The organism is Streptomyces sp. HB132, assembly GCF_016909575.1.
Lineage (GTDB): Bacteria > Actinomycetota > Actinomycetes > Streptomycetales > Streptomycetaceae > Streptomyces.
On sequence record NZ_JAFBGA010000003.1, the window covers coordinates 660,374 to 684,427 of the forward strand.

A 24,054-nucleotide genomic window follows, 5' to 3' on the forward strand; every position below is an offset into this window, starting at 1 on the left:
GACGGCGCTCGCGACTGTACAAGGCGGCCCCTCCCCCACGCACGAGGTGGCCTCCCTCCCCCCACACGTACACGGTCGCCCCTCCCCACACGCACAGGAGCCACGCATGGACCACGCAGGAACGCACCACGCAAGCGGAACGGGTTTCGGGCCCCCCGTCGGTGAGCCGGCGATCGAGGCCCAGGGGCTCGGCAAGAAGTACCGGCGCGGCTGGGCACTGCGGGACGTGTCCTTCCGGCTGCCGGCCGGGCGGGTCTGCGGGCTCGTCGGCCCCAACGGCGCCGGCAAGAGCACCCTGATGGGCCTGGCCAACAACATGATCCGTCCGACGACGGGCGCCCTGCGGGTGTTCGGCGCGGCACCGGGATCGACGGAGGCGGTCCTGCGTACCGCGTTCCTGACACAGGAGAAGCCGTTGTTCCGGCGCTTCACCGTGGCCGAGACCCTGCGGCTGGGGCGCGAGTTCAACCCCCGCTGGGACCAGGAGGTCGCCGAGGGCATCGTCCACGCGGGTCAGGTGCCGATGGGGGCGAAGGTCGGGACCCTGTCCGGCGGTCAGCGCACCCGCGTCGCCTTCGCCCTGGCCTTCGGGAAGCGCCCGGATCTGCTCGTCCTCGACGAGCCGATGTCCGACCTGGACCCGCTGGTACGCCGTGAACTCATGACCACGCTGACGCGGGAGGCCGCCGAGCACGGCACGACGGTGCTGGTGTCCTCGCACATGCTCGCCGAACTCCAGTACGTCTGCGACTACCTGCTGGTCATCGCGGACGGAGGGCTGCGTCTCGCGGGAGAGGTCGACGAACTGCGCGCCGCCCACGCCCTGCTCGACGTCGCGGGGAGCGGCCCGTCCCCGGTCGTCGCCCCGCACCGGGTCATCGACGCGCACAGCGGCGAGGGCCGGCCGGGCGTCCTGGTGCGTCTCGGCGGGCCGGTCGAGTACGGCGGGCGGGCGGAGCCTCCCACCCTGGAGGAACTGCTGCTGGGATATCTGCGCTCACCCGACGCACCGCCGCTGATCGCTCCCAGCGCCCAGGTCGGCGACATCCACGACATCATCACCCGCGACCGGCGGAAGGCTGTGACCGCATGACCACGCTGACTCGCGACCCGGCCCGCCCGACGTCTGCCGCGCGCCCCGGGAACAGGTGGGTTCCCCGGCTGGGCGGTCCGGTCTGGCTCGTGTGGCGCCAGCACCGCGCGGCGTTCTGGACCCTCATCGGCCTCACCCTGCTCGGCGTGATCGCCATGGTGTACCTGCGCGGGCAGATGACGGATTACCTGAGCACCCTCTCCCCGACCACGCGGAAGTCCGGCAGCCTGCCCCCGGAGTTCGAGGAGCGGTCCAGCCCTCTGTTCAGCATCGGGAGCTACCTGGGCTACATCCCAATCCTGCTGGGTGTCTTCCTCGGTGCCCCGCTCATCGCGGGCGACCTGGAGACGGGGACCGCGAAGCTGGTGACCTCACAGTCCGTCAGCCGGCTGCGCTGGCTGACCATGAAGCTCGCCCTGCCCGCCGCGCTGGTCACGCTGTGCACGGGTGCGCTCACCGCCGTGTTCACCTGGTGGTGGAGCCCGGTGAAGTCGTTCTCCGAAGGCCTGACGTGGACGGCCTTCTTCAGCGTCACGGGGCCGGTGCCGGTGGCCCACGCCCTGCTCACCTTCACGGTGGGCGTGGCGGTCGGTATGGTCCTGCGCCGCACGCTGGTCTCGATGGTGGTCACCCTCGGCATCGTGGGTGCGATCGGGTTCGTCTGGAGCGAGTGCTGGCGGAGCCTGGGGAACGTCCTGACGATCAGCACCCACAAGGGCGTCGGGCCCGGCATGTCGCCGCCGGAGCTGCCCGCCGAGGCCGAGCAGCAGGGGCAGGGCACCTACTTCCTCACCAGCTCCGGGGACCGCCTGGACTGGACCACGTGTCTGGAGCATTCGGAGGACGCGCGGGCCCACAGCGCCTGCATGGACTCCAAGCACGTCGTCGGCTGGTCCATGGACTACCTCCCCGTCTCGCAGATGCACACGATGCAGTGGCTCGGGGCAGGCGTCATGCTCGCCGTCAGCGCTGCCGTCGTCACCTTCGTCATCGCCTGGGGCCGCAAGCGTCTCCTGTGACGGAAGGAAGAGGCGGGGTAGGCCGAGGAGGTCCTGGACTGCCAGGACCTCCGCGGCGTCCGGGATGGGCGGGTGCCCGTGCCGCCTACTCGCGCGCGGCGGCCGTGCTGCTCATGTCCGGGTAGCGGTCGCCCGCCACGCGGCCCGCGATGGGCTCCAGCGACCGGAGTTCCTGCTCGGTCAGCGTCAGCCGGGTCGCCCCGACGTTCTCCAGCAGGCGGCTGCGCTTGCGCGTGCCCGGGATCGGCACCACGGTCAGGCCGTGCACCTGGGCCTGCTGCTGCACCCAGGCCAGGGCGATCTGCGCGGCCGTCGCGCCATGCGCGGTCGCGATCTTGTACACGGGTTCCAGCAGGGCGGCGTTGGTCTTCGCGTTCTCGCCGGTGAAGCGCGGCTGGTGCGCCCGGAAGTCGCCCTGCTCCAGGTCCTTGACCGCGTCCGCGAACGCCCCGGTCAGGAACCCGCGGCCGAGCGGGGAGTACGGGACGAGCGTCACCCCGAGGTCGGCGGCGGCGGGCACTGCGCTGCGCTCGACGTCGCGGCTGAAGAGCGACCACTCGGACTGCAGGGCCGCGATCGGGTGCACGGCGTGCGCCTCGCGGAGCTCGTCCCCGGTCACCTCGCTCAGCCCGAGCTGCCTGACCTTGCCCTCCCGCACCAGCTCGGCCATCGCGCCCACCGACTCGGCGAGCGGGACGAGCGGGTCGCGGCGGTGCATGTAGTACAGGTCGATGACCTCGGTGCCCAGCCTGCGCAGGCTGCCCTCGACGGCGTCGCGGATGTACGCGGGATCGTTGCGGACGCCCCGGTAGCGCTCGTCGTCGGTCCGCTCGATGGCGAACTTCGTGGCCAGCGTGACCTCGTCGCGGTGCGCCGCCAGGAACGGTGCGAGGAAGGTCTCGTTGGCCCCGCGCCCGTAGACGTCGGCGGTGTCGAAGAGGGTGACGCCCGCTTCCAGTGCCGCTTCCAGGGTGTCCCGGGCGGCAGCCTCGTCGGTGTCCCCGTAGAACTCGCTGATCCCCATGCAGCCGAGTCCCTGTACGCCGACCCGCGGGCCTCCGGTGCCGAGCTCCGCTGTCGCGATCTTCCGGGTCTCACTCATGTCGTTCAGGCCCCTTCCGACGCCGCACGGGCGCCGCCATAAAAGTCGATCTTGAAGTCGAGTACGGCCAGGGTTCCCTGCAGCTCCGCGATCCGCGTCCGCACATCGCGTCGGGTCGCTTCCAGCAGCTCCTGCCGTTCCGCGAAGGTGTGGTCGCCCTCGCGGAGCAGTTCGGCGTACCTGACCATGTCGGCGACCGGCATTCCGGTCAGCCTCAGCTTGCCGACGAAGGCGAGCCAGTCCAGGTCGCGGTTACTGAACCGCCGCTGTCCCGTGTGGGAGCGGTCGACGTGCGGCATCAGACCGATCCGCTCGTACCACCGCAGCGTGTGGGCGGTGAGGCCGCTGAAGGCGACGACCTCGCTGATGGTGTAGCGGTCCTGGCCCTCGGGGCGCGGATGCGCCCTCGGGGCGGAAGCGCAGGTGTCCGTCCGTGCGGAAATGCTCTCCATGACCGTCATGCCTCCACGCTAGAACCTTGGAGTGCACTCCAGGCAAGCGCAAACGGGTGGCGATCCCGGTTCCGGCGCCCGTTAGGCTCGTACGCATGCAGAGCCTGGCGATGATCGAGAACTGGCCCGTCCCCACCGCGGCGGCCGCCGTCGTCACCTCGGACGGCACGCTCCTGGGTACTCATGGTCCCACCGCTCACCGCTTCCCGCTGGCCTCGGTGACCAAGCCACTCGCCGCCTACGCGGCGCTGGTGGCCTACGAGGAGGGCGCCGTCGAGCTGGACGAACCGGCCGGCCCCGAGGGCTCGACCGTCCGCCACCTCCTCGCCCACACCAGTGGTCTCGCCTTCGACGAGCACCGGGTCACCGCACCTGCCGGCACCCGCAGGCTGTACTCCAACGCGGGCTTCGAAGTACTCGGCGACCACATCGCGAAGGCCACGGAGATCCCGTTCCCCGAGTACGTGCGCCAGGCCGTCCTCGAACCCCTGGGCATGACCTCGACGACGCTGGAGGGCTCACCCGCCAAGGACGGCGTCTCGACGGTGGACGACCTGGCGCGGTTCGCCGCCGAGGTGCAGGCCCCGCGACTCCTCGACCCGCGTACGGTCCTGGAGGCCCAGACCGTCGTCCACCCCGGCCTCAAGGGTGTGCTCCCCGGCTACGGTCATCAGAACCCCAACGACTGGGGGCTCGGTTTCGAGATCCGTGACTCCAAGTCGCCGCACTGGACCGGGCTTTCGTCCTCCCCGGCCACCTTCGGCCACTTCGGCCAGTCCGGCACGTTCCTGTGGATCGACCCCGCGGCGGGCGCGGCCTGCGTCGCGCTGACGGACCGGGCCTTCGGGCCGTGGGCGGCCGAGGTCTGGACGCCGTTCACCGACGCGGTACTGGCGGAGCTCGGCGCCTCCCGCTGACCGCACTCGAACCAGACCGTCTTCCCCCGGCCGTCACCGCGCGCCTCGACACCCCAGCCGTCGGTGACGGCCTCCACCAGCAGCAGTCCCCGCCCGCCCTCGTCGAGCGCGTCCCCCGCGACCGCGTGGGGCAGGCGGGGCGACGCATCGGAGATCTCGACCCGCACACCCCGGCGCGGGAGCAGGATGATCAGCGTCTGGCAGCGACGGCCGGGCACATGCCGTACGACATTGGCGACGAGCTCGGTGAGGGCCAGCTCCGCCGCGTCCGCCACGTCGAGCAGGCCCCAGCCGGTGAGGTAGAGCCGCAGGATGCGCCGCAGATGGCGGGCGGAGTGCTCCCCCAGCGCGAACTCGGCACGGTAGGCCGCGCCCTCGGCGTCACCGGTCCGGGTATCGGATACGTGATTCATGTCACCAGAGTGCAGTGCGCTGATTACTCTCGGCTACGACCTGAAACGAACGCCGCCAGGCGTTGAAGCGAGAGGCACCCCGCCGTGTCCAACGTGCAGTCACTCGACCCCAGCGCCTCCCCACTGGACTACTACGGCTGGGAACTGCGCCGCCAGCGGGAGGCCCACGGCCTGCGGCAGGGCCAGCTCGGCGAGATCATCTTCTGCACGGGCTCACTGATCGGCCAGATCGAGACGACGAAGAAGGTGCCGACCCGCGACTTCTCGGAACGCCTGGACGCGGCACTGGGCACGGACGGGGTCTTCTCACGCCTGGTCGGCCTGGTCCTGCGAAGCCAACTGCCGACCTGGTTCCAGCAGTACGCGGACATGGAGGCGAAGGCGACGTACATCTCCACCTACCAGGCGCAGCTGGTGTACGGGCTGCTGCAGACGGAGGAGTACGCGCGGGCCGTACTGCTCACCGGCATGCCGGACGACCTGGAGGGGCTGCTCGCCGCCCGGCTGGAACGCCAGCGCATCCTGGAGCGGCAGCAACCACCCCTGGCCTGGGCGATCCTGGACGAGGCGGTCCTGCACCGGCCGATCGGCGGCCGCGAGGTCATGCGGAACCAACTGGCCTGTCTGTTGGAGTTCACGAGGCACCGGTGGACGCGGATCCAGGTGCTGCCGTTCTCAGCCGGTGAACACTCAAGCCTCGCCGGGTCTTTCACCTCAATGAGATTCGAGAACGACCCGGACATCATCTACACGGAGGACCTCATCTCCGGCCACATGACCGCCAACCCCGAGACCATCAGGGAGGCCGCACGCCGTTACGCTCACTTGCAGGCGGCCGCCCTCTCCATCGAGGATTCCGCGGCACTGATCGCCCGTGTGATGGAGGAGCGATATGGCGACCGGTCCGAACCTGACGAGCGCAGAGTGGCGTAAGTCGTCGTACAGCGGAAACACCGGCGGCGAATGCGTCGAGGTGGCCGACGGCTGCGCCGCCTCCGTCCCCGTCCGGGACAGCAAGGACCCGGCCGGCCCCGTTCTCGTCATGAGCGCGGGCGCCTGGCAGGCCTTCGTGGACGGGCTGCGCTGACCGCCCGACCCCACTACGACGGAAACGGACCTGCAGGCAGGGCAATCTCCCCCGGCGGCACCGGTCGACGAAGGAGCGCCCATGTTGGCGGGGTCTCGCGGGGTCTCACCACCGTCAGGTTCCACACCTCGGACCTGGCGGCCGCGAAGCGGTACACCGAACTGCTCGGCGTGGAGCCCTACGTCGAGCACCCCCGGTTGCGCGTGGTTCCGGATCGGGGACCACCAGCACGAACTCGGGCTGGGCGCCGGGACTTTCGTCCCAAGCCTGGGGAAGCACGGCGGTGCGGGCGCCGGACGGGCGAGAACGTTCCGCAGGGCGCACACACCTCAACGGCGTTACCGTGCAGGCGTGACCGGTTCTCATCCGCCCCTTCTCTTCCTCGACGTCGACGGCCCGCTCATTCCTTTCGGCGCGACCCGGGAGCAGCTCCCGGACGGCTATCCGGTCTTCGACGCGGGGCGCGAGCCCGGAGGGGCCGAAGCGAACCCGCTGGTCAACAGGGCCGACCCGGGTCATGGGCCCCGGCTGCTGGCGTTGCCGTGCGAGCTCGTGTGGGCGACGACGTGGATGTCGGAAGCGAACGCCTACCTCACTCCGTGGCTCGGGCTGCCGGAACTGCCGGTCGTGAGCTGGCCGGATCCGCCCCTCGTCCAGGGACCGCGCGGGTTGCACTGGAAGACCCCCGGGCTCGTCGGATGGGCCTGCGGGCGCCCCTTCGTCTGGGTCGACGACGAAATCACGGACATCGACCGGTACTGGGTGGAGGCACACCACCCGGGGCCGGCACTCCTCCATCGCGTCGAGGCGTGGCGGGGGCTCACCGGCGGGGACTTCGCCGTCCTGGACGCGTGGCTGCGGTGCTTCACGGCCTGACCCCGCCCGGGCGGACCCACGAAGATCGGACTCCTATAGATTCGGCCGCTATGCGTTCACGAGAGTTCGAACTCGACTTCCGCGACAAGGCCGCGAAGACCCGCACCCGGGGCATCGTCCTGCTGTCCCTGGCCGCCGCCCTCTGGGTCTGGTGCGCCGTGCTGCTGACGACGTCGTACCAGGCCGAGAGGAAGCCGGACGACAAGTACCCCGTGGACTGCGAATCCCGGCTGTTCACGGACCGCGGCACCGCCAACGAGGGTGGGATACACGGGAATTACTGCGCACAGGAACGGGACTGGCCGAAGGTCCTGGCCGTGCTCGGGATGTCCGTTCCGCTCTCGGTGGCCGGCGGGACGCTCTTCGCCATAGGCACCGTGTCGCGCCGCATCAGCTCGTACGGTCAGGCGATACGCGAGCTGGACAAGCTGGCGGACCGGCCGAAGGCCTGAGGCCCCGGCCGCCGTCGGAGCCGGACGGCGCCCAGCCAGGCGGTCACCGCGGCCCAGGCCAGGCCGACGAACGGGAGGCGCGGGTGCGGTGAGACGCGGGTGAAGAGGTTGTGCCGCCCGTGATCTTCAAGGGGCCGCGGGTCACGGCTGTGTCCCAGCGGTCGCGGTCTCCTGGGATCCCTGCAGGAGTTGCGGGAACGGACGACCTGGCACGCGGCGAGGCACCGCCGCCCCGGAGGTACGGGCCCCATTTCACGGGCCGGGGAGGCGGTACGGGCGCACGGCACGACCCGCCGGGCCGGGGCCTGCCGGAACGGCGGACGCGTGCTCCGGGACCACAATCGCCTGTAACAGGCATGTATTAGCGGGAGGCCGGGTGGAACGTCAGAACGGCCGAGACGGGTCCTGAAGGTCAGTAAGGCTCACTCGTGCCGGGCAGACGGCACCCGACCGCAAAGGAAGCACACGATGCGCGCCACGAAGCTCACGCTGACCGCCCTGATCCTCACCGCCGGTCTCTCGCTCACCGCCTGCCAGGGGGACGGCGACTCCGCGTCGAGCGCGGCCGACGACTCCGGAGCCGCCCCGTCGGCCTCGGCGTCCTCGACCTCGTCCGGAACCTCCGACAGCGACGGCACCGCTGCCGGCGACGACGGGACCACGGGATCCGGCGACGAGTCGACCACCACGGCGTCCGCCCAGGGCAGCGGCAACGGGCAGATCAACACCGGCCCCTGCAAGACGGCGAACCTCGCGTTCGACACCGCTCACGGCATGGGCGAGGGAGACCTCCTCGTCAGCCTCAAGAACACCGGCGACGCCTGCACCCTCAAGGGCTTCCCCGGTGTCGACCTGAGGTCCCAGGACGCCTCCGGCCCCCTCAGCGCCAAGCGCAGCGAGGTCGACGCCCCGCTCGTCAACCTCGGCAACGGCGAGACCACCCGCTTCACGCTGCACTACCCGCCGGCCGAGGGCACGGGTGCCTACGTCAGCGCCATCGAGGTCACCCCGCCCGCCGAGACCCACTCCAAGGCCCTGCCGGTCTCGCTCCGCCTCCAGATCTCCGACGGCGCCGACCAGAAGGTCGTGGTGGACCCGGTCGGCACCGGCAAGCAGTGACGACCGGCCCTCACACCGAGGCGAGCTCCCAGAGCAGCACCTCGGCCGGTTCCAGGGCCTCCAGTTCCAGCCCTTCCGCCCCCGTGATCCGCGCCGCGTCGCCCGGTTCCAGCTCCTCGTCGGCGAGCCGCACCCGGCCCCGCACGACGTGGACGTAGACGCCCGCGGCATCGGGCACGGCGGTCCGCTCGCCCTCGGACTGACGGCGCACATGCAGCATCGCGCCGGCCTCGGGGAGGGCGTACGGGGTGGAGTCGGCTATCCCGGCGACATGGGTGTAGGAGGGCTCCCCGCCGGGTCGAAGGGGCGCCAGCCACATCTGAACGAACGTCAGCGGGTGTTCCCCGTCGTTGCGCTCGACGTGCCGTACCCCGGCGGCCGAACTGAGGTGCTGGACGTCCCCGGGCCGCACGACGGTGGCGTGCGAGGCCGAGTCGCGGTGGGTGAGTTCACCCTCCACCACCCAGGTGACGATCTCGGTGTGGCTGTGCGGATGCTCGTCGAAGCCGGCGCCCGGGGCGAGACGCTCCTCGTTGCAGGCAAGGATCGGCCCGAAGCGCAGGTTGTCCGGGTCGTAGAACCGCCCGAAGGAGAAGGCGTGCAGCGTCTCGATGCCCGCGGAGTCACCCGTGGCCGGGTCTCCGCCGCGGAAGCGGTCCGCGGAGCGGCGTACGTCCATCACACCCCCAAGGTATCCCCGTCGGCCGACCTCCCGCCCCGCCCCTCCGGGCACCTGTCCCGATAAGGCAGTCTTGTGTGCGTGCCCCGACCCGATCCTGAACAGCCCGCAGCGCATGACGCCCACCTGCACGCCGCGACCCTGAAACGGCTGGAACAGTCCTCCGGCCGGCTGGCCGCCAACGCCATCGCCCGGATGGACGAGTCGCTGTCGTGGTACCGGGCGATGCCACCGGAGAACCGGTCCTGGATCGGCCTGGTCGCCCAGGCCGGTATCGCCGCGTTCACCGAGTGGTTCCGCCACCCGGAGACGCCGCAGGCGATCTCCACCGATGTGTTCGGCACGGCCCCCCGCGAGCTGACCAGGGCCATCACCCTGCGGCAGACCGTCGAGATGGTGCGTACGACGATCGAGGTCATGGAGGCCGCGATCGACGAGGTCGCGGCGCCCGGCGACGAGTCGGTGCTCCGCGAGGCGCTGCTCGTCTACGCGCGCGAGATCGCCTTCGCGACCGCCCAGGTGTACGCCCAGGCCGCCGAGGCCCGCGGCGCGTGGGACGCCCGGCTGGAGTCGCTGGTGGTCAACGCGGTGCTGTCCGGTGAGGTGGACGAGGGTGCCGTGTCCCGGGCCGCCGCCCTCGGCTGGAACTCCCCGGAGCATGTGTGCGTCGTCCTCGGCACCGCTCCCGAAGGTGACAGCGAGCTCACCGTGGAGGCGATCCGGAGGGCGGCCAGGCACGCCAAGCTCCAGGTTCTGACCGGGGTGCTCGGACACCGCCTGGTCGTGATCGCCGGCGGCAGCGACAACCCCCTGAACGTGGCGAAATCGCTGATCGGACCGTACGCGGCAGGCCCCGTCGTCGCCGGACCCGTGGTGCCCGACCTCCTCGCGGCCACTCGGTCCGCACAGGCCGCGGCGGCCGGTCTCAAGGCCTCCTCGGCGTGGCAGGACGCTCCGAGGCCCGTCCTGTCGGACGATCTCCTTCCTGAGCGTGCGATGGCCGGTGACCCTGCCGCGCGCGATCAGTTGGTGGAGGAGATCTACAGACCGCTCGAAGAAGCGGGTTCAGCACTTCTGGAGACGCTGAGTGTCTATCTGGAGCAGGCGAGCAGTCTTGAGGGCGCGGCACGAATGTTGTTCGTGCACCCCAATACCGTGCGCTACCGGCTGCGACGTGTGACCGACGTCACCGGCTGGTCGCCCTCCGACGTCCGTTCCGCGTTCACGCTGCGGATCGCCCTCATCCTGGGGCGCTTGGCCGCCGGAGACACCCAGCCCTAGACTTTTGTCGAACTCCAACAATTCCCCTGACGGTTCTTCGTCCCTGTCCCCACGGGCGTCCGGGGCCGTCCGCAAGAGAGAGTGTGAGGGTGCTCGTACTCGTCGCTCCCGGCCAAGGCGCTCAGACGCCCGGCTTCCTGACTCCATGGCTCGAACTCCCCGGTGCCGCCGACCGCATCGCGGGATGGTCCGACGCCATCGGGCTCGACCTCGCCCACTACGGCACGAAGGCCGACGCGGACGAGATCCGCGACACGGCGGTGGCTCAGCCGCTGCTGGTCGCCGCGGGACTCCTGTCCGCCGCGGCCCTGGACGCCTCGCCCGGCATCGTCGCGGGGCACAGCGTCGGTGAGATCACCGCCGCGGTGCTCGCCGGCGTCATCGACGACGAAGCCGCGCTCCGCTTCGTACGCACCCGGGGGCTCGGCATGGCCGAGGCCGCCGCGGTCACCGAGACCGGCATGGCCGCACTGCTCGGCGGGGACCCGGACGTCACCGTCCCGCATCTGGAGAAGCTGGGGCTCACCCCGGCCAACGTCAACGGCGCCGGGCAGGTCGTCGCCGCCGGCACCGCGGCCCAGATCGCCGAGCTGACCGAGGACAAGCCCGAGGGCGTACGCCGCGTGGTCCCGCTCAAGGTGGCCGGCGCGTTCCACACGCACCACATGGCCCCGGCCGTGGAGAAGCTGCGCACGGCCGCCGCCGCGCTGACGGTCACCGACCCGAAGGTGACGTACGTGTCGAACGCCGACGGGAGGACGGTCGCCACCGGCGACGAGGTCGTCTCGCGGCTCGTCGGCCAGGTCGCCAACCCGGTCCGCTGGGACCTGTGCATGGAGACCTTCGCCGCGCTCGGTGTCACCGCCCTCATCGAGGCCGCTCCCGGCGGGACCCTGGTCGGGCTCGCCAAGCGTGCGATGCCCGGCGTGCAGACCCTCGCGCTCAAGACCCCCGACGACCTCGACGCGGCCCGCGCGCTCATCACCGAGCACGCAGGCGCCTAAGGAGCCCGAGAGCATGTCGAAGATCAAGCCCAGCAAGGGCGCCCCGTACGCGCGGATCATGGGTGTCGGCGGCTACCGCCCGACCCGTGTCGTGCCCAACGAGGTGATCCTCGAGACGATCGACTCGTCCGACGAGTGGATCCGCTCCCGCTCCGGTATCGCCACCCGCCACTGGGCCTCCGACGAGGAGACCGTGGCCATGATGTCGGTGGAGGCGTCCGGCAAGGCGATCGCGGACGCCGGGATCACTCCCGGGCAGATCGGCGGAGTCATCGTCTCCACCGTCTCGCACTTCAAGCAGACCCCGGCCGTCGCGACCGACATCGCGCACCGGATCGGCGCGGGCAAGCCCGCCGCCTTCGACATCTCGGCCGGCTGCGCGGGCTTCGGCTACGGTCTCACCCTCGCCAAGGGCATGATCGTCGAGGGCTCGGCGGAATACGTTCTCGTCATCGGCGTCGAGCGGCTCAGCGACCTCACCGACCTGGAGGACCGCGCGACGGCCTTCCTCTTCGGCGACGGCGCGGGCGCGGTCGTGGTCGGCCCGTCCCAGGAGCCGGCCATCGGCCCCACGGTCTGGGGTTCCGAGGGCGACAAGTCCGAGACGATCAAGCAGACCGTGGCGTGGAACGACCTCCACATCGGCGACGTCTCGAACCTGCCGCTCAACGAGCGCGGCGAGGTCAAGTTCCCGGCCATCACGCAGGAGGGCCAGGCAGTCTTCCGCTGGGCCGTCTTCGAGATGGCGAAGGTCGCCCAGCAGGCGCTGGAAGTGGCCGGGATCTCCCCGGAGGACCTGGATGTCTTCATCCCGCACCAGGCGAACATGCGGATCATCGACTCGATGGTGAAGACGCTCAAGCTGCCGGAGCACGTCACGGTCGCCCGTGACGTGGAAACCACCGGTAACACGTCGGCCGCCTCGATTCCGCTCGCAATGGAGCGGCTTCTGGCGACCGGTCAGGCCAAGAGCGGCGACACGGCGCTCATCATCGGCTTCGGGGCGGGTCTCGTCTACGCCGCGACGGTCGTTACCCTCCCCTAGACACACCGGACCTTTCGGTCCGCACACCCGAACCCCGCAGAAACACACAGAAGGAGCGCCAACATGGCCGCCACTCAGGAAGAGATCGTCACCGGTCTCGCCGAGATCGTCAACGAGATCGCCGGTATCCCGGTCGAGGACGTCCAGCTGGACAAGTCCTTCACCGACGACCTGGACGTCGACTCGCTGTCCATGGTCGAGGTCGTCGTCGCCGCCGAAGAGCGCTTCGACGTCAAGATCCCCGACGAGGACGTCAAGAACCTCAAGACGGTCGGCGACGCCGCCGAGTACATCCTGAAGCACCAGGGCTGATCCCAGCCCGTCCCGTGTGTCGCCACCCGGCGGTGGCGCCGCTGATTCACGACCCTCTACACGTGGAGAAGATTTTCCAGTGAGCCCGACCAATCGCACCGTGGTCGTCACCGGTATCGGCGCAACCACTCCGCTGGGTGGCGACTCCGCATCGACCTGGGAAGGTCTGATGGCCGGCCGTTCCGGCGTCAAGCCTCTCGAGGGCGAACGTTTCGCCGAACTGCCCGTCCGGATCGCTGCCCTCGCGGCTGTCGACCCCGGCGAGGTACTCCCCCGGCCCCTCGCCCGCAAGCTGGACCGCTCGGCGCAGTTCGCGCTGATCGCGGCCCGCGAGGCCTGGGCGGACGCCGGCTTCACCGGCAAGGCCGGTGAGGACGAGAAGATCCAGCCCGAGCGCCTGGGATCGGTCATCGCCTCCGGCATCGGCGGCGTGATCACCCTGCTCGACCAGTACGACGTGCTGAAGGAGAAGGGCGTACGCCGCGTCTCCCCGCACACCGTTCCCATGCTCATGCCCAACGGCCCGGCCGCCAACGTCGGCCTGGAGGTCAACGCCCAGGCCGGTGTCCACACCCCGGTCTCCGCCTGTGCGTCGGGTGCCGAGGCCATCGGGTACGCCGTCGAGATGATCCGCACCGGCCGGGCCGACGTGGTCGTCGCCGGTGGCACCGAGGCGGCCATCCACCCGCTGCCGATCGCGGCCTTCGCCAACATGATGGCCATGTCCAAGAGCAACGACGAGCCCGAGAAGGCCTCGCGCCCCTACGACACGGGACGTGACGGCTTCGTCCTCGGCGAGGGCGCGGGCGTCGTGATCCTGGAGTCCGCGGAGCACGCGGCCGCGCGTGGCGCCAGGGTCTACTGCGAGGTGCTGGGCCAGGGCCTGTCCGCGGACGCCCACCACATCGCGCAGCCCGAGCCCACCGGGCGCGGCATCGCCGCGGCGATGCAGAACCTGCTGGACTCCACGGACCTCAAGCCGTCGGAGGTCGTGCACCTGAACGCGCACGCCACGTCCACGCCGCAGGGTGACATCGCCGAGATCAAGGCGCTGCGCGCGGTGCTGGGCGACGACCTGGACCACGTCGCGATCTCCGCCACGAAGTCCATGACGGGCCACCTGCTGGGCGGCGCGGGCGGTATCGAGACCGTGGCGACGGTCCTGGCGCTGCACCACCGGCTGGCGCCTCCCACCATCAACATCGACGACCTCGACGAGGCGGTCGACGCCGACGTCGTCCGCGGTGAGCCGCGGCCGCTGCCGGAGGGGCCGATCTCCGCCGTCAACAACTCGTTCGGCTTCGGTGGCCACAACGTCGTCCTGGCGTTCCGTTCCGTCTGACCCACGCGCACGTCGCCGCGAGGCCCGCTTCCCGATCCGGGAGGCGGGCCCGCCGCGTTGTGTGCGCCGCTCCACCGACTCCGCCGGCCCGGGCGGGCGGCGCTCTCCGGGCGGCCCCCTTCTCCCGTCCGGTCCACGCACATCCGCATTCCTCCCGAATTCCGGTCGATTCACCTCGGCGGGAACCGAAGTCGGCCTCCGTGCGTGATCAGTTCCGATGAATCAAGAGCTACGAGTGGCACCCCGGCGGTGTCGTATATTGATGCGACGAAAATTCGCGATCATCAGTACGGGGGTTGACGATCATGGGATTCGACGAGGAATGGGCCGAGTTGCGCGCCGCGGCGGCCGAACGTGACTCCACCTCCATGCAATTGAATCGCCTCCCCGAGGACGGCCCGCCAACGGGCTCCGGACCCGGCGGCGGGCCTTTGCTCGCGTCGACCGCGTCCGAGAAGAACGCCGCCGCCGGCGTCATAGAGAACGAACTGCTGACGAGCACCAAGAAGGCGGGCGGGCACGCGGACGAGTCGAACGCCGGCACCGTCAGCGCGTTCGGCGGATGGGCGACCGCGACCGCACTGAAGAAGGTGCAGACCACCTGGGACGGGCAGGTCAAGACGCTCCTGGGCCGACTGGGCAAGGAACGCGACGGCCTCAGGAACACAGTCGTCACCCTGACGGGGGTCGACGTGGACCGTCATGACGGCATCAGCGCCATCAGGACGCCGTCGGCGATGGACGGCTACCGGTAGAAAAGCCACACTCCACCGCACGACTTCGAAGCGTTCCAGGGGAATTGATCATGCTGACATATCGCGAAGTCATGACGACCGACTTCGGCAAGCTTTCCACCGCGGCCGACAAGTGGAAGTCGATGGCGGATGAATTCGCGAAGGTCGAGAAGCGTTACCGGGACAGTGTTCAGAAGATCACGCTCGGCGACACCTGGCTGGGTGTGAGCGCGAATTCCGCCGCCCTGAACTTCGCGGCCACCCGTTACGAGTACCAGGCCGCCCAGACCCAGGCGAAGGCGACGGCGACGCTGCTGCTCAACGCGCACGCCCAGTTCGTCGAACTGAAGGAGCGGCTGAAGACCGCACGTGCCGACGCCGTCGAAGCGGGCATGAGGGTCTCGGAGCAGGGCAACGTCGCCTTCGACTACGAACTGGCCACCGAGGGCGAGCGCAACGCCCTACGCCACGACCCGGACTACGCCAAGAGCGTCCGGGACAGCGAGCAGTCGTGGGCCGACTTCATCAAGTCCTGTGTGAAGGCTGTCGACGACGCCGACAAGGATTTCCAGAAGGACCTCGAAACCGTGGTCGAGGACACCGGCGGCGGCAGGGACGACGGCACGACGAACGGCTTCAACGGCAACGCCTCCAAGGTCGCGGCGGCGGACGACCAGCAGAAGCAGGAGCGCATGCAGCTCGCCTCGCTGGCCATGCGCGACGGCGAGACGCTGGACGACTACCTGCAGCGCCTCCAGAAGGACGGCGTGGAGAAGGTGACGGGCAGCAGGAGGGTCGCGGAACTCTTCGCCGCCGTCCAGAAGGGCACGATCACGGCCTCCGCGTTCGCCGCCGCGCTGGGCGGGTCAGCGGGTGGCGCCTTCAAGCTGTTCAAGTACCTCAAGCAGGGCAAGGACGTCACCGCGCCCGGCACCTTCCTCTCCACCTTCATCAACAACCGCATGGCCGGCGCCGTGCCCGGAAGCCTGCTGAGCAAGGTTCCGCCCGGCATGGTGAACGCCGTCACCGGCTCCGACGAAGCCGCCGTGTTCGGCGGGTTCATGCGCAACGGCTCCTTCTTCATGCCGTCGGCGGCCGAGGCCAACCTCGCCAAGGTCGCACAGAACGGCGGTCTCGCGAACGCGGCGAAGGCTGCCGGATGGATCCGGGGCGCGGGTGTGGTCGGCGGCGTCGCGGCGACCGCCTACGGCGTGGCGAACCTGGCCACCTACGACGCGGACATGATCAAGGCTGATCCCGCGAAGTTCGCCTCCGACCTCAGCGGAACGGCGTTCAGCGCGTCGATGACCGCGCTGACCGTGGCCCCCAACCCGGTCACGGCCGGCCTGGCGGTCGGCACGGGCCTGGTGTACGCCGGCTGCCTGGTCTGGGACAACCACGAAGCCATCGGCAAGGGCATAGAGGAGGCCGGGGAATGGGTGGGCGACACGGCCTCTGACATAGGGGACGGCATCGCCGACGGGGCGAAGAAGCTGGGTAGCGCCCTCAACCCGTTCGACTAGCGAGGGAAGACATGCACACGACCATCAGCCCGTTCACGCTCGCGTACTGGAAGGAGAGACAACCGGTCGGGCTCAAGAAGTTCGGCTGGCAGGGTACGTCCGCGGAGTTCGGCGACATCCGAGTCGTGTATCCGGCGGGCCGTGACATGCCGAACGTCCTCGTCACGGAGGTACGCGGCGGCCTGATCCCCACCTCCACGTTCGAGACGCGCGGCGCGCACACGGACGTGGTGTCGATGCCGACCCTCAACCGCTCGACGCTCCGCGTGGGCGACGCCCTGGTGCGGATGCACCGCAACCGTTGGGCGACCACGCACCGGGGGCGCTCCCTGCGCATGACGTGTCTGGGCGACTCGTACCGGCTCACGGCGATCAACCGCCGGGCGTACGAGCTGTCCCGGCAGCCCGACTCCGAAGACCCCGGCGCCGTCATCAGGGTGCGGCAGTCGGGCGTCGGCAACGGCAGGAAGGTGACCGTGCAGGCGACGGGCCGGGTGCTGCCCGCCGACGTGTCCCTGGCGGCTCTCTTCACCGGCGTCGACCGGTCCGTGCTGACGCGGCGCGGAGCAGTACGGGCCGGGTTCTCGAGGATCTTCAACTTCTGGGCCGAGTCCCAGGCCTGAGCGACTACCAAGTGAGTGTGTATGCCTTCGTTCGACATTTCCCGGTCCCGCTTCCGGCTGGCCGACGAACACCTGATCGTGCTCTCCGAGCTGGCTTCGGGGAACGCCGCGCCCGACGAGTTCGTGGCGGCCCGGGAGGAGCTGCTGGACTGCGGCCTCATCGATGAGGAGGGCAAGCTGTCCTCCTCGCTGCTGCCGCTGATGAAGACGGTCCTCACGCCGGGCGTGATCATCTCGCTGGAGGCCGCGGGCCGCCAGGGCAAGCTGCACCACGGCGTGTTCGTCGGCGACGAACACGTCGTCGCGCACGAGTCGTGGCCGGGCACCGCCGAAGCCGAGTACTCCTGCGTCGAGCCCAGGATGCTGGTGTGGAAGCTCGCCGACATGGTGAACCTCCAGCAGTCCTCGACCGTCCGGGACACGGCGGCCTCCGTCGTCGGGACGACCATCGGCACCGTCGAGGCGGGGCTCGCGGTCCTGGAGGGTGAGCGCGTCGTCCGGTCGGCCGACGAGGAGCGCGAGGCGATCCACCGGGCCCTGGCGACGGACGGGAGTCTCGGCGAACCGGCGCTGACCCTCGTCACCGACCTGATCGCCGAGCTGCGTTCGACCTGGCGCCTGACCTCGGCATGGCGGGCTCGCTCCGAGGGACGGGACGGGACGGAGACACGCGGACTCGCCGTCTGGGACTGCGGCCCCCTCGGCTACTGGCTGCGCGAGCTGCCCACCGAACCCGTGCCCGAGGCGCGGGTCACCCCGACCGCCCCGTTCAGGCTCGTCCGCGTGGACGCCAAGACGATCTGGACGCGGATCACCGAGCTCCTGCCCGACGCGGGTGAACTCCGGCGGGCCGCCGGACGGCCGGGCGCCGCCTGAGGCCGTGGTGAGCGCAGCCTCGCGCCGGGGCCGGGCCCGGGTCCGGGCCCGGCCCGTGCTCCGGTCACACCACCTGGTGCAGCCACCGCACGGGCGCGCCCTCGCCCGCGTGGCGGAAGGACTCCAGCTCGTCGTCCCACGGCTTGCCCAGGAGCTTGGCGACCTCGGCCTCCAGGTCCGTCTCACCGCGCAGGGACCTGGCCAGCGCCGCCCGCAGCCGGTCCTCCGGGACCAGGATGTCGCCGTGCATGCCGGTGACGGCGTGGAAGATGCCGAGACCGGGTGTCGAGCTGTAGCGCTCGCCCTCCGCGGTGGGGCACGGCTCCGCGGTCACCTCGAAGCGCAGCAGGTCCCAGCCGCGGAGGGCCGAGGCCAGCTCCGAAGCGGTACCCGCACGGCCCTTCCAGGAGAACTCGGACCGCCAGGTGCCGGGCGCGGCCGGCTGCCTGATCCAGTCGAGCTGCACCCGCACACCGAGTACGCCCGCCACCGCCCATTCGACGTGCGGGCAGAGCGCGCGCGGTACGGAGTGGACGTAAAGGACTCCACGTGTCGTCACCGGGACCTCCAGTCTGGGACGAGGTTCGCCTTCCCCAGCGGCCTCGCGCCCGTACCGCCTCTTCCTGGCCGGCTCCCGAGGTTGTCATCAGTAAACAGCATCGGGAGTGAATCTCCTGAAAAGGGACAGTATGCGACGTGAGTCAACTTACCGGAGCCGCAGCTTCTCAGGCGGGCCGGACGGGCGCCACTGGTTCTGACGGGGAAAAGCTACCGTGCGCCGGGGGCCGGTGTGTGACGTACCGTCGGTCCCGGGCCCATGATTCCCCCAGCATTCACCCGCGAGGGCGCGAGGGCCGCCACCTGGGGCTGTTCGGGGTGTGCCGGAGGCACAATCACCCGTGTGGCCGGAGAGGAAGCAGGGATGCCTGAGCATTCGTCACGCCGTCGCGCCCGGAGTGCCGCGGTCACTCTGGCGGCGGTCGCGCTCGCCGGTGGCGCCGTGCTGACGGGCTGCACTTCCGACGGAGGTCCGGCCGGGCGGGACTCCGAGGGGGCCCGGAGCGCCTCCCCCGCACCGACGCCGGCGTGGGACGCGAGCCCCGCTTCCGTCGCGGCCGTGGGGGACTCCATCACGCGCGGCTTCGACGCCTGTTCGGTGCTGGCCGACTGCCCCGAGGTGTCCTGGGCGACCGGGACCGACGACGGGGTACGGAGCCTCGCCGTGCGCCTCCTGGGGGCCTCGAAGGCGGCCTCGCACAGCTGGAACCACGCCGTGTCGGGCGCCCGGATGGCGCAGCTGCCGGAACAGATGGCGCTGGCCGCGAAGGAAGAGCCGGAGCTGGTCACGGTGATGATCGGAGCGAACGACGCCTGCCGGGACTCGGTGCGGCTCATGACGCCGGAGGCCGACTTCCGGGCCTCCTTCGAGGCCTCGATGCGACAGTTGCGCGCCACGGCCCCGAAGGCACAGGTGTACGTGTCGAGCGTGCCGGACCTCAAGCGGCTCTGGTCGACCGGGCGTGAGAACCCGCTGGGCAAGCAGATCTGGAAGCTGGGGATCTGCCGGTCGATGCTGGGCGACGCCGACGACATGGGGCCCGCGGCCGTCTCGCGGAGAAACGCGGTGCAGAAGCGGGTGGTCGCGTACAACGAGGTGCTGCGGGACGTCTGCGCGCGCGACGAGCGCTGCCGCTACGACGGCGGGGCGGTCTTCGAATACCGGTTCACCGGTGAGCAGCTCAGCGAGTGGGACTGGTTCCATCCGGGTCGTAACGGCCAGGCCAGGCTGGCAGAAATCGCTTACCGCAATGTGACGGCGTCCGGGCCTCCCGCGTAAAGTTCTTGATCATGAAGACGGGCGCAGCGGTACAGAGCGAAGACTTCTCCACACTCACCGACGGTACGCCGGTCCGGCGCTGGACCCTGGAGCGCGGGGACACGCGGGTGCGGGTGCTGACGTACGGCGCCGTGGTGCAGTCCGTCGTGGTACCCGGCAGGGACGGCACCCGGGCCGAGGTGGCCCTGGGGCTGCCGGACGTCAAGGCGTACGAGACGCACGCGGGCCCCTACTTCGGCGCGGTGGTCGGCCGGTACGCGAACAGGATCGCGGGCGGGTCCTTCGTCCTCGACGGGCGTACGCACCGGGCGACACGGAACGAGGGCCGCAACACCCTGCACGGCGGTGGGCGCGGCTTCGACAAGCGGGTGTGGGACGCCGAGGAGGTGCCGGACGGCGTGCGGCTCTCCCTGGTCGCCGAGGACGGCGAGGAGGGCTTCCCGGGGCGGCTGGCGGTGTCGGTGACGTACACCCTGGACGAGGACGGCGCGCTGCGGATCGACTACCGGGCGACGACGGACGCGCCGACGGTGGTGAACCTGACGAATCACACCTACTGGAACCCGGCGGGAGCGGACAGCGGGAGCGCGCTCGGGCACGAACTGCGGCTCGCGGCCGGGCGGATCACCCCGGGGGACGGGGAGCAGATCCCCACGGGCGAGTTCCTGCCGGTGGAGGGGACCAGGTTCGACTTCCGGGAGCCGAAGCCCGTGGGCCCGGGCTACGACACCAACTACGTGCTGGAGGAGACCGGCGGGGAGCCGGTCGCCGAGCTGTACGACCCCGCCTCAGGACGTCTGCTGACGGTCCGCACGACGGAACCGGGGCTGCAGCTGTACACCGCCGACCACCTCGGCGGGGGCCCGTTCGTGCCGTGCGCGGGGATCGCGCTGGAAACGCAGCACTTCCCCGACTCGCCGAACCGCCCGGAGTTCCCCAGCACGGTGCTGCGGCCGGGCGAGGAGTTCGCCTCCACGACGGTGTACGGCTTCTCGGTGCGCTGAGCCCGTCCTACGGGGGCACCGGGGCCTCTCAGCCCTTGTGCAGGGTGTACGGCGACGAAGGGGTGGGCTCCGGGTCCGCCGTGGGCGGCGCGGTGAGCTCGCGGGCCAGGAGCGTGGCCCCGGCGACGGCCCCCGGCATCAGGAACACGGCGACGAAGGGGACGACGAAGGCGAGTGCGAGCGGGACTCCGAAGCCCAGGACCATCATCCGGCGGCCGCGCAGCAGTGCGAGGCGGTCCTTCAGCACCATGCCGCGGCGCTGGAGGGCGACGGCGGTGAGCTCCTCGGAGAGGAAGTAGCCGGAGACGCAGAAGCCGAGGACGGGGATCACGGTCTGCCCGATGACGGGGATGAACCCGAGGGCGAAGAGCAGAACCCCGTACAGGGCGACGCGCAGCAGGATGCGGACGGAGTCGCGGGCGGAGATCCACAGCTCGCGCCAGAGCGGCAGGCCCGACTCGGGCACCTCACCGCCCTCGCTGCGGTCGACCTCTTCGGAGAGCGACTCGTAGAAGGGCTGGCCCACCAGCAGGGTCACCGCGGTGAAGGTGATGACCGCGAGGAATATCCCGAAGACGAAGACCAGGACGACCAGGGTGTTGCGCAGGAGCCCCAGCCAGGGCGAGGACCAGTCGTCGGCGAACGGGGTGGCCCAGCCCACGAAGTCGTCGGCTCCGTAGCCCAGTCCGACCAGCGCGCCGGCGTAGACGACCAGGGTGACGAGCGCGGGCAGCAGACCGAAGCCGAACCACCGGCCGTGCCCGAAGGCCCAGCGCTGGCCCTTGATCAAGTAACCGAAACCCGCCCCGAGATCGCTCATGGCGTCAGCGTACCGGTCGGCACATGAGGGGCGGCGTCGCGAGTCCGGGCCCGCACTCCCCCTGCTCTCGGCCTCGATCGAGCAGGGAAGACCCAAACGGCCTCGCCCCTCCGCTTGCGGGCGCACGCACCCGGCCCCGCCCCTCCTTCCGCCCCTCATGTTCCGACCGGTCTGACGCGAACCATTGACACGTCCCCCGGCCCGTCATTAACGTCACGCCAGCATTTCGAACGAGTGACGAAATACCGAACACGTTGAGAGGCAACATCCGTGCGCATCACCGGAATCAGTACGCATGTCGTCGGCACGCCGTGGCGCAACCTCACCTACGTCCAGGTCCACACCGACGAGGGCCTGACCGGGGTCGGTGAGACCCGGATGCTGGGGCGCACGGACGCGCTGCTCGGATATCTGCGGGAGGCGTCGGCCAACCACATCAACGGCTCCGACCCGTTCGCGGTCGAGGATCTCGTCAAGCGCATGAAGTACGGCGACTACGGCCGGGCCGGGGAGATCGTGATGTCCGGCATCGCGGTCATCGAGATGGCCTGCTGGGACATCAAGGGCAAGGCGCTCGGCGTCCCCGTGTGGCAGCTGCTCGGCGGGAAGGTGACCGACCGGGTGAAGGCGTACGCCAACGGCTGGTACACCACCGAGCGCACCCCGGAGGCGTACCACAAGGCGGCGCAGGGGGTCGTCGAGCGCGGATACCGCGCGCTGAAGATCGACCCCTTCGGCACGGGGCACTTCGAGCTGGGCCAGGAGGAGACCCGCTACGCGGTGTCCCTCATCGAGGCCGTCCGGGACGCCATCGGCCCCGACACCGAGCTGATGCTGGAGATGCACGGGCGGTTCAGCCCGTCGACGGCGGTGCGGATCGCCCGGGAGATGGCACGCTTCAAGCCGGCCTGGCTGGAGGAGCCGGTTCCCCCGGAGAACCTCAAGGCGCTGAGCAAGGTCGCCGAGAAGGTCGACCTGCCGATCGCGACGGGTGAGCGCATCCACGACCGGATCGAGTTCCGTGAGCTCTTCGAGTCGCAGGCCGTCGACATCATCCAGCCGGACGTCGGCCACATCGGCGGCATCCTGGAGACCAGGAAGCTCGCGGCGACCGCGGAGACCCACTACACGCTGATCGCGCCGCACAACGTGGGCGGCTCGGTGCTGACCGCGGCCAGCCTCCAGGTCGCGGGCTGCACCCCCAACTTCAAGATCCTGGAACACTTCAACGACTTCGCGGACGCCGACATCAAGAAGGTCGTCAAGGGCGCCCCGTACGTCGACCCCGCCACCGGCTGCTTCGAGCTCTCCGACGCGCCCGGTCTCGGCGTGGAGCTGGACGTGGACGCCGCGGCGGAGTTCCCGCAGCAGCAGGCGCGCTTCGACCTGTGGGCGGACGGCTGGGAGAAGAGGCAGCCCAAGTGACCACGCTCTCGCGCTCGTTGACCATCGAGCGGCCCGGCAGCCACACCCTGAGCGAGGGGCCGCTCCCGGAGCCGGGCCCCGGCGAGGTCAGGGTGCGGGTCGCCGCGGCCGGGATCTGCATGAGCGACCGCGAGGTGTACGACGGCCACCGCGACCCGGCCTACGTGCGCTACCCCGTGGTGCCGGGTCACGAGTGGTCGGGGACCGTCGACGCGGTGGGCGAGGGCGTCGACCCCGCGCTGACCGGGCGGCGCACGGTCGCCGAGGGCTTCCGGGCCTGCGGGCGCTGCGAGCGGTGCCGGTACGGGGAGACCTCCCTGTGCACGGCGGGCTACGACGAGACGGGGTTCACACGGCCCGGCGCGTTCGCCGACCACCTGGTGGTCCCGGCACGGCTGCTGCATCCGCTGGCCGACGACGCCGATCTGCGGGCGGCGGCCCTGCTGGAGCCGGCCGCGGTGGTCGCAGCGGCGGTGCGGGCCGGTTCGCCCGAGCCCGGCGAGCGCATCGCCGTGCTGGGGGCGGGGACACTGGGGCTGCTCGCGGTGCAGTTGCTGGCGGCGGTGTCGCCCGCGGAACTCACCGTGATCGACCCGAGGGAGGGGCGGGCCGCCCAGGCACTGGACTTCGGGGCGAGCGAGGCCCGGACGCCCGAGGAGGCGGAGGAGGTGCGGGGCCGCTACGACCTGGTCGTGGAGACCGCCGGCGCGCCGTCCACCGCGGCCGACGCGTGCCTGCTGGCGCGTCGTGGCGGGCGGGTGGTGCTGACCGGGATGTTCACCCCGGGCGCCGTGGGCATCGACCCGGTGCACCTGTCGCTGAGTCAGCTCACCGTGCGCAGCGTCTTCGGGGCGCCCTCGGCGGCCTGGTCCTACGCGGTGCGGGCGTTCACGGCCGGGCTGCTCGACCCGGCGCCCCTGATCACCCACGAGTTCCCGCTGGAGCGGTTCGCCGAAGCCGTGGCGCTCGTGGGGTCCGGGGATCCCGAGACCGGGAAGGTGCTGCTGCGGCCGTGAGGG

26 protein-coding genes and 1 pseudogene are annotated in these 24,054 nt (G+C 70.6%); 21 read left to right on the plus strand and 6 right to left on the minus strand.

The features are described 5' to 3' along the window. Nucleotides 1–106 precede the first annotated feature (106 nt). Both JOC24_RS10705 and JOC24_RS10710 read left to right on the plus strand, forming a co-directional pair. A complete protein-coding gene (locus JOC24_RS10705; RefSeq protein WP_205019952.1) occupies nucleotides 107–1,093 on the plus strand; it encodes an ABC transporter ATP-binding protein in 987 nt (328 codons plus the stop codon). Further along, nucleotides 1,090–2,112 carry an ABC transporter permease gene (locus tag JOC24_RS10710; RefSeq protein ID WP_205019953.1) on the plus strand — a complete coding sequence of 341 codons (1,023 nt, stop codon included), beginning with the start codon at nucleotides 1,090–1,092 and terminating at the stop codon, nucleotides 2,110–2,112. Before JOC24_RS10705 ends, JOC24_RS10710 begins: the two co-directional genes overlap by 4 nt. An 85-nt stretch (nucleotides 2,113–2,197) precedes the next feature. Here the strand turns inward: JOC24_RS10710 and JOC24_RS10715 are convergent, their stop codons facing one another. Next, nucleotides 2,198–3,214 (minus strand): aldo/keto reductase, encoded by a 1,017-nt coding sequence (locus JOC24_RS10715; protein ID WP_205019954.1) that lies wholly within the window; start codon nucleotides 3,212–3,214, stop codon nucleotides 2,198–2,200. A gap of 5 nt (nucleotides 3,215–3,219) precedes the next feature. Beyond that, nucleotides 3,220–3,675 (minus strand): MerR family transcriptional regulator, encoded by a 456-nt coding sequence (locus tag JOC24_RS10720; RefSeq protein WP_205019955.1) that lies wholly within the window; start codon nucleotides 3,673–3,675, stop codon nucleotides 3,220–3,222. Nucleotides 3,676–3,761: 86 nt separating this feature from the next. Here JOC24_RS10720 and JOC24_RS10725 point away from each other — a divergent pair, with 86 nt between their 5' ends. After that, entirely contained in the window at nucleotides 3,762–4,583 is an 822-nt protein-coding gene (locus tag JOC24_RS10725; protein WP_205019956.1) for a serine hydrolase domain-containing protein, read from the plus strand. Nucleotides 4,584–4,585: 2 nt separating this feature from the next. Here JOC24_RS10725 and JOC24_RS10730 read toward each other — a convergent pair. After that, nucleotides 4,586–4,996 (minus strand): annotated as a pseudogene (locus tag JOC24_RS10730) (ATP-binding protein); the annotation flags it as partial. Between the two features lie 84 nt (nucleotides 4,997–5,080). Between JOC24_RS10730 and JOC24_RS10735 the strand changes: the two are divergent. The 5 genes from JOC24_RS10735 (at nucleotide 5,081) to JOC24_RS10755 (ending at nucleotide 8,530) form a co-directional block, all read left to right on the plus strand. Further along, nucleotides 5,081–5,929: a helix-turn-helix domain-containing protein gene (locus tag JOC24_RS10735; protein WP_205019957.1), complete on the plus strand. Its 849-nt coding sequence runs from the start codon at nucleotides 5,081–5,083 to the stop codon at nucleotides 5,927–5,929. After that, nucleotides 5,889–6,083 (plus strand): DUF397 domain-containing protein, encoded by a 195-nt coding sequence (locus JOC24_RS10740; protein WP_205019958.1) that lies wholly within the window; start codon nucleotides 5,889–5,891, stop codon nucleotides 6,081–6,083. Before JOC24_RS10735 ends, JOC24_RS10740 begins: the two co-directional genes overlap by 41 nt. 351 nt (nucleotides 6,084–6,434) lie before the next feature. Beyond that, nucleotides 6,435–6,959: a hypothetical protein gene (locus JOC24_RS10745; RefSeq protein ID WP_205019959.1), complete on the plus strand. Its 525-nt coding sequence runs from the start codon at nucleotides 6,435–6,437 to the stop codon at nucleotides 6,957–6,959. 50 nt (nucleotides 6,960–7,009) lie between these two features. Then, nucleotides 7,010–7,411: a hypothetical protein gene (locus JOC24_RS10750; RefSeq protein WP_205019960.1), complete on the plus strand. Its 402-nt coding sequence runs from the start codon at nucleotides 7,010–7,012 to the stop codon at nucleotides 7,409–7,411. A gap of 468 nt (nucleotides 7,412–7,879) precedes the next feature. Further along, complete coding sequence (locus tag JOC24_RS10755) at nucleotides 7,880–8,530, plus strand: DUF4232 domain-containing protein (protein WP_205019961.1); 651 nt, start codon at nucleotides 7,880–7,882, stop codon at nucleotides 8,528–8,530. A 10-nt stretch (nucleotides 8,531–8,540) separates the two neighbouring features. On the opposite strand, the gene JOC24_RS10760 is transcribed toward JOC24_RS10755, so the two are convergent. Then, complete coding sequence (locus tag JOC24_RS10760) at nucleotides 8,541–9,212, minus strand: pirin family protein (RefSeq protein ID WP_205019962.1); 672 nt, start codon at nucleotides 9,210–9,212, stop codon at nucleotides 8,541–8,543. A gap of 78 nt (nucleotides 9,213–9,290) precedes the next feature. Here JOC24_RS10760 and JOC24_RS10765 point away from each other — a divergent pair, with 78 nt between their 5' ends. The 9 genes from JOC24_RS10765 to JOC24_RS10805 all read left to right on the plus strand — a co-directional run bounded on the left by JOC24_RS10765 (nucleotide 9,291) and on the right by JOC24_RS10805 (nucleotide 17,949). Further along, a complete protein-coding gene (locus JOC24_RS10765; protein ID WP_205019963.1) occupies nucleotides 9,291–10,490 on the plus strand; it encodes a PucR family transcriptional regulator in 1,200 nt (399 codons plus the stop codon). An 89-nt stretch (nucleotides 10,491–10,579) separates the two neighbouring features. Then, the gene (locus JOC24_RS10770) at nucleotides 10,580–11,494 is read left to right on the plus strand and encodes an ACP S-malonyltransferase (protein WP_205019964.1); all 915 of its coding nucleotides are present in this window, start codon (nucleotides 10,580–10,582) and stop codon (nucleotides 11,492–11,494) included. 13 nt (nucleotides 11,495–11,507) lie between these two features. Further along, the gene (locus tag JOC24_RS10775) at nucleotides 11,508–12,539 is read left to right on the plus strand and encodes a ketoacyl-ACP synthase III (protein WP_205019965.1); all 1,032 of its coding nucleotides are present in this window, start codon (nucleotides 11,508–11,510) and stop codon (nucleotides 12,537–12,539) included. A gap of 63 nt (nucleotides 12,540–12,602) precedes the next feature. Beyond that, nucleotides 12,603–12,851 carry an acyl carrier protein gene (locus tag JOC24_RS10780; RefSeq protein WP_028439857.1) on the plus strand — a complete coding sequence of 83 codons (249 nt, stop codon included), beginning with the start codon at nucleotides 12,603–12,605 and terminating at the stop codon, nucleotides 12,849–12,851. 79 nt (nucleotides 12,852–12,930) lie between these two features. Continuing rightward, nucleotides 12,931–14,193: a beta-ketoacyl-ACP synthase II gene (fabF, locus tag JOC24_RS10785; RefSeq protein WP_205019966.1), complete on the plus strand. Its 1,263-nt coding sequence runs from the start codon at nucleotides 12,931–12,933 to the stop codon at nucleotides 14,191–14,193. 305 nt (nucleotides 14,194–14,498) lie between these two features. Then, complete coding sequence (locus JOC24_RS10790; protein WP_205019967.1) at nucleotides 14,499–14,948, plus strand: hypothetical protein; 450 nt, start codon at nucleotides 14,499–14,501, stop codon at nucleotides 14,946–14,948. 50 nt (nucleotides 14,949–14,998) lie between these two features. Continuing rightward, nucleotides 14,999–16,450, plus strand: coding sequence for a hypothetical protein (locus JOC24_RS10795; protein WP_205019968.1), 1,452 nt, complete (start codon nucleotides 14,999–15,001; stop codon nucleotides 16,448–16,450). Between the two features lie 11 nt (nucleotides 16,451–16,461). Then, nucleotides 16,462–17,073 carry a hypothetical protein gene (locus JOC24_RS10800; RefSeq protein ID WP_205019969.1) on the plus strand — a complete coding sequence of 204 codons (612 nt, stop codon included), beginning with the start codon at nucleotides 16,462–16,464 and terminating at the stop codon, nucleotides 17,071–17,073. Nucleotides 17,074–17,094: 21 nt separating this feature from the next. Beyond that, on the plus strand, nucleotides 17,095–17,949 hold the full coding sequence (locus JOC24_RS10805; protein ID WP_205019970.1) for a histidine kinase: 855 nt from the start codon (nucleotides 17,095–17,097) through the stop codon (nucleotides 17,947–17,949). Nucleotides 17,950–18,013: 64 nt separating this feature from the next. Here JOC24_RS10805 and JOC24_RS10810 read toward each other — a convergent pair whose 3' ends face one another. Next, the gene (locus tag JOC24_RS10810) at nucleotides 18,014–18,508 is read right to left on the minus strand and encodes a DUF3145 domain-containing protein (protein ID WP_205019971.1); all 495 of its coding nucleotides are present in this window, start codon (nucleotides 18,506–18,508) and stop codon (nucleotides 18,014–18,016) included. Between the two features lie 363 nt (nucleotides 18,509–18,871). Here JOC24_RS10810 and JOC24_RS10815 point away from each other — a divergent pair, with 363 nt between their 5' ends. Beyond that, nucleotides 18,872–19,786, plus strand: coding sequence for an SGNH/GDSL hydrolase family protein (locus JOC24_RS10815; RefSeq protein ID WP_205019972.1), 915 nt, complete (start codon nucleotides 18,872–18,874; stop codon nucleotides 19,784–19,786). An 11-nt stretch (nucleotides 19,787–19,797) separates the two neighbouring features. Next, nucleotides 19,798–20,790 carry an aldose epimerase family protein gene (locus tag JOC24_RS10820; protein ID WP_205019973.1) on the plus strand — a complete coding sequence of 331 codons (993 nt, stop codon included), beginning with the start codon at nucleotides 19,798–19,800 and terminating at the stop codon, nucleotides 20,788–20,790. A gap of 28 nt (nucleotides 20,791–20,818) precedes the next feature. Here JOC24_RS10820 and JOC24_RS10825 read toward each other — a convergent pair whose 3' ends face one another. Continuing rightward, the gene (locus tag JOC24_RS10825; protein WP_205019974.1) at nucleotides 20,819–21,610 is read right to left on the minus strand and encodes an EI24 domain-containing protein; all 792 of its coding nucleotides are present in this window, start codon (nucleotides 21,608–21,610) and stop codon (nucleotides 20,819–20,821) included. Between the two features lie 270 nt (nucleotides 21,611–21,880). On the opposite strand from JOC24_RS10825, the gene JOC24_RS10830 reads away from it, so the two are divergent. Both JOC24_RS10830 and JOC24_RS10835 read left to right on the plus strand, forming a co-directional pair. Next, the gene (locus JOC24_RS10830; protein WP_205019975.1) at nucleotides 21,881–23,035 is read left to right on the plus strand and encodes a mandelate racemase/muconate lactonizing enzyme family protein; all 1,155 of its coding nucleotides are present in this window, start codon (nucleotides 21,881–21,883) and stop codon (nucleotides 23,033–23,035) included. Beyond that, complete coding sequence (locus tag JOC24_RS10835) at nucleotides 23,032–24,051, plus strand: zinc-dependent alcohol dehydrogenase (RefSeq protein WP_205019976.1); 1,020 nt, start codon at nucleotides 23,032–23,034, stop codon at nucleotides 24,049–24,051. Before JOC24_RS10830 ends, JOC24_RS10835 begins: the two co-directional genes overlap by 4 nt. Nucleotides 24,052–24,054 lie beyond the last annotated feature (3 nt).

Coding starts and splice junctions, on each gene's coding strand:
- JOC24_RS10705 (WP_205019952.1), top strand. CDS start 107: ATGGACCACGCAGGAACGCACCACGCAAGCGGAACGGGTTTCGGGCCC.
- JOC24_RS10710 (WP_205019953.1), top strand. CDS start 1,090: ATGACCACGCTGACTCGCGACCCGGCCCGCCCGACGTCTGCCGCGCGC.
- JOC24_RS10715 (WP_205019954.1), bottom strand. CDS start 3,214: ATGAGTGAGACCCGGAAGATCGCGACAGCGGAGCTCGGCACCGGAGGC.
- JOC24_RS10720 (WP_205019955.1), bottom strand. CDS start 3,675: ATGACGGTCATGGAGAGCATTTCCGCACGGACGGACACCTGCGCTTCC.
- JOC24_RS10725 (WP_205019956.1), top strand. CDS start 3,762: ATGCAGAGCCTGGCGATGATCGAGAACTGGCCCGTCCCCACCGCGGCG.
- JOC24_RS10740 (WP_205019958.1), top strand. CDS start 5,889: ATGGCGACCGGTCCGAACCTGACGAGCGCAGAGTGGCGTAAGTCGTCG.
- JOC24_RS10750 (WP_205019960.1), top strand. CDS start 7,010: ATGCGTTCACGAGAGTTCGAACTCGACTTCCGCGACAAGGCCGCGAAG.
- JOC24_RS10755 (WP_205019961.1), top strand. CDS start 7,880: ATGCGCGCCACGAAGCTCACGCTGACCGCCCTGATCCTCACCGCCGGT.
- JOC24_RS10775 (WP_205019965.1), top strand. CDS start 11,508: ATGTCGAAGATCAAGCCCAGCAAGGGCGCCCCGTACGCGCGGATCATG.
- JOC24_RS10780 (WP_028439857.1), top strand. CDS start 12,603: ATGGCCGCCACTCAGGAAGAGATCGTCACCGGTCTCGCCGAGATCGTC.
- JOC24_RS10790 (WP_205019967.1), top strand. CDS start 14,499: ATGGGATTCGACGAGGAATGGGCCGAGTTGCGCGCCGCGGCGGCCGAA.
- JOC24_RS10795 (WP_205019968.1), top strand. CDS start 14,999: ATGCTGACATATCGCGAAGTCATGACGACCGACTTCGGCAAGCTTTCC.
- JOC24_RS10800 (WP_205019969.1), top strand. CDS start 16,462: ATGCACACGACCATCAGCCCGTTCACGCTCGCGTACTGGAAGGAGAGA.
- JOC24_RS10805 (WP_205019970.1), top strand. CDS start 17,095: ATGCCTTCGTTCGACATTTCCCGGTCCCGCTTCCGGCTGGCCGACGAA.
- JOC24_RS10815 (WP_205019972.1), top strand. CDS start 18,872: ATGCCTGAGCATTCGTCACGCCGTCGCGCCCGGAGTGCCGCGGTCACT.
- JOC24_RS10820 (WP_205019973.1), top strand. CDS start 19,798: ATGAAGACGGGCGCAGCGGTACAGAGCGAAGACTTCTCCACACTCACC.
- JOC24_RS10825 (WP_205019974.1), bottom strand. CDS start 21,610: ATGAGCGATCTCGGGGCGGGTTTCGGTTACTTGATCAAGGGCCAGCGC.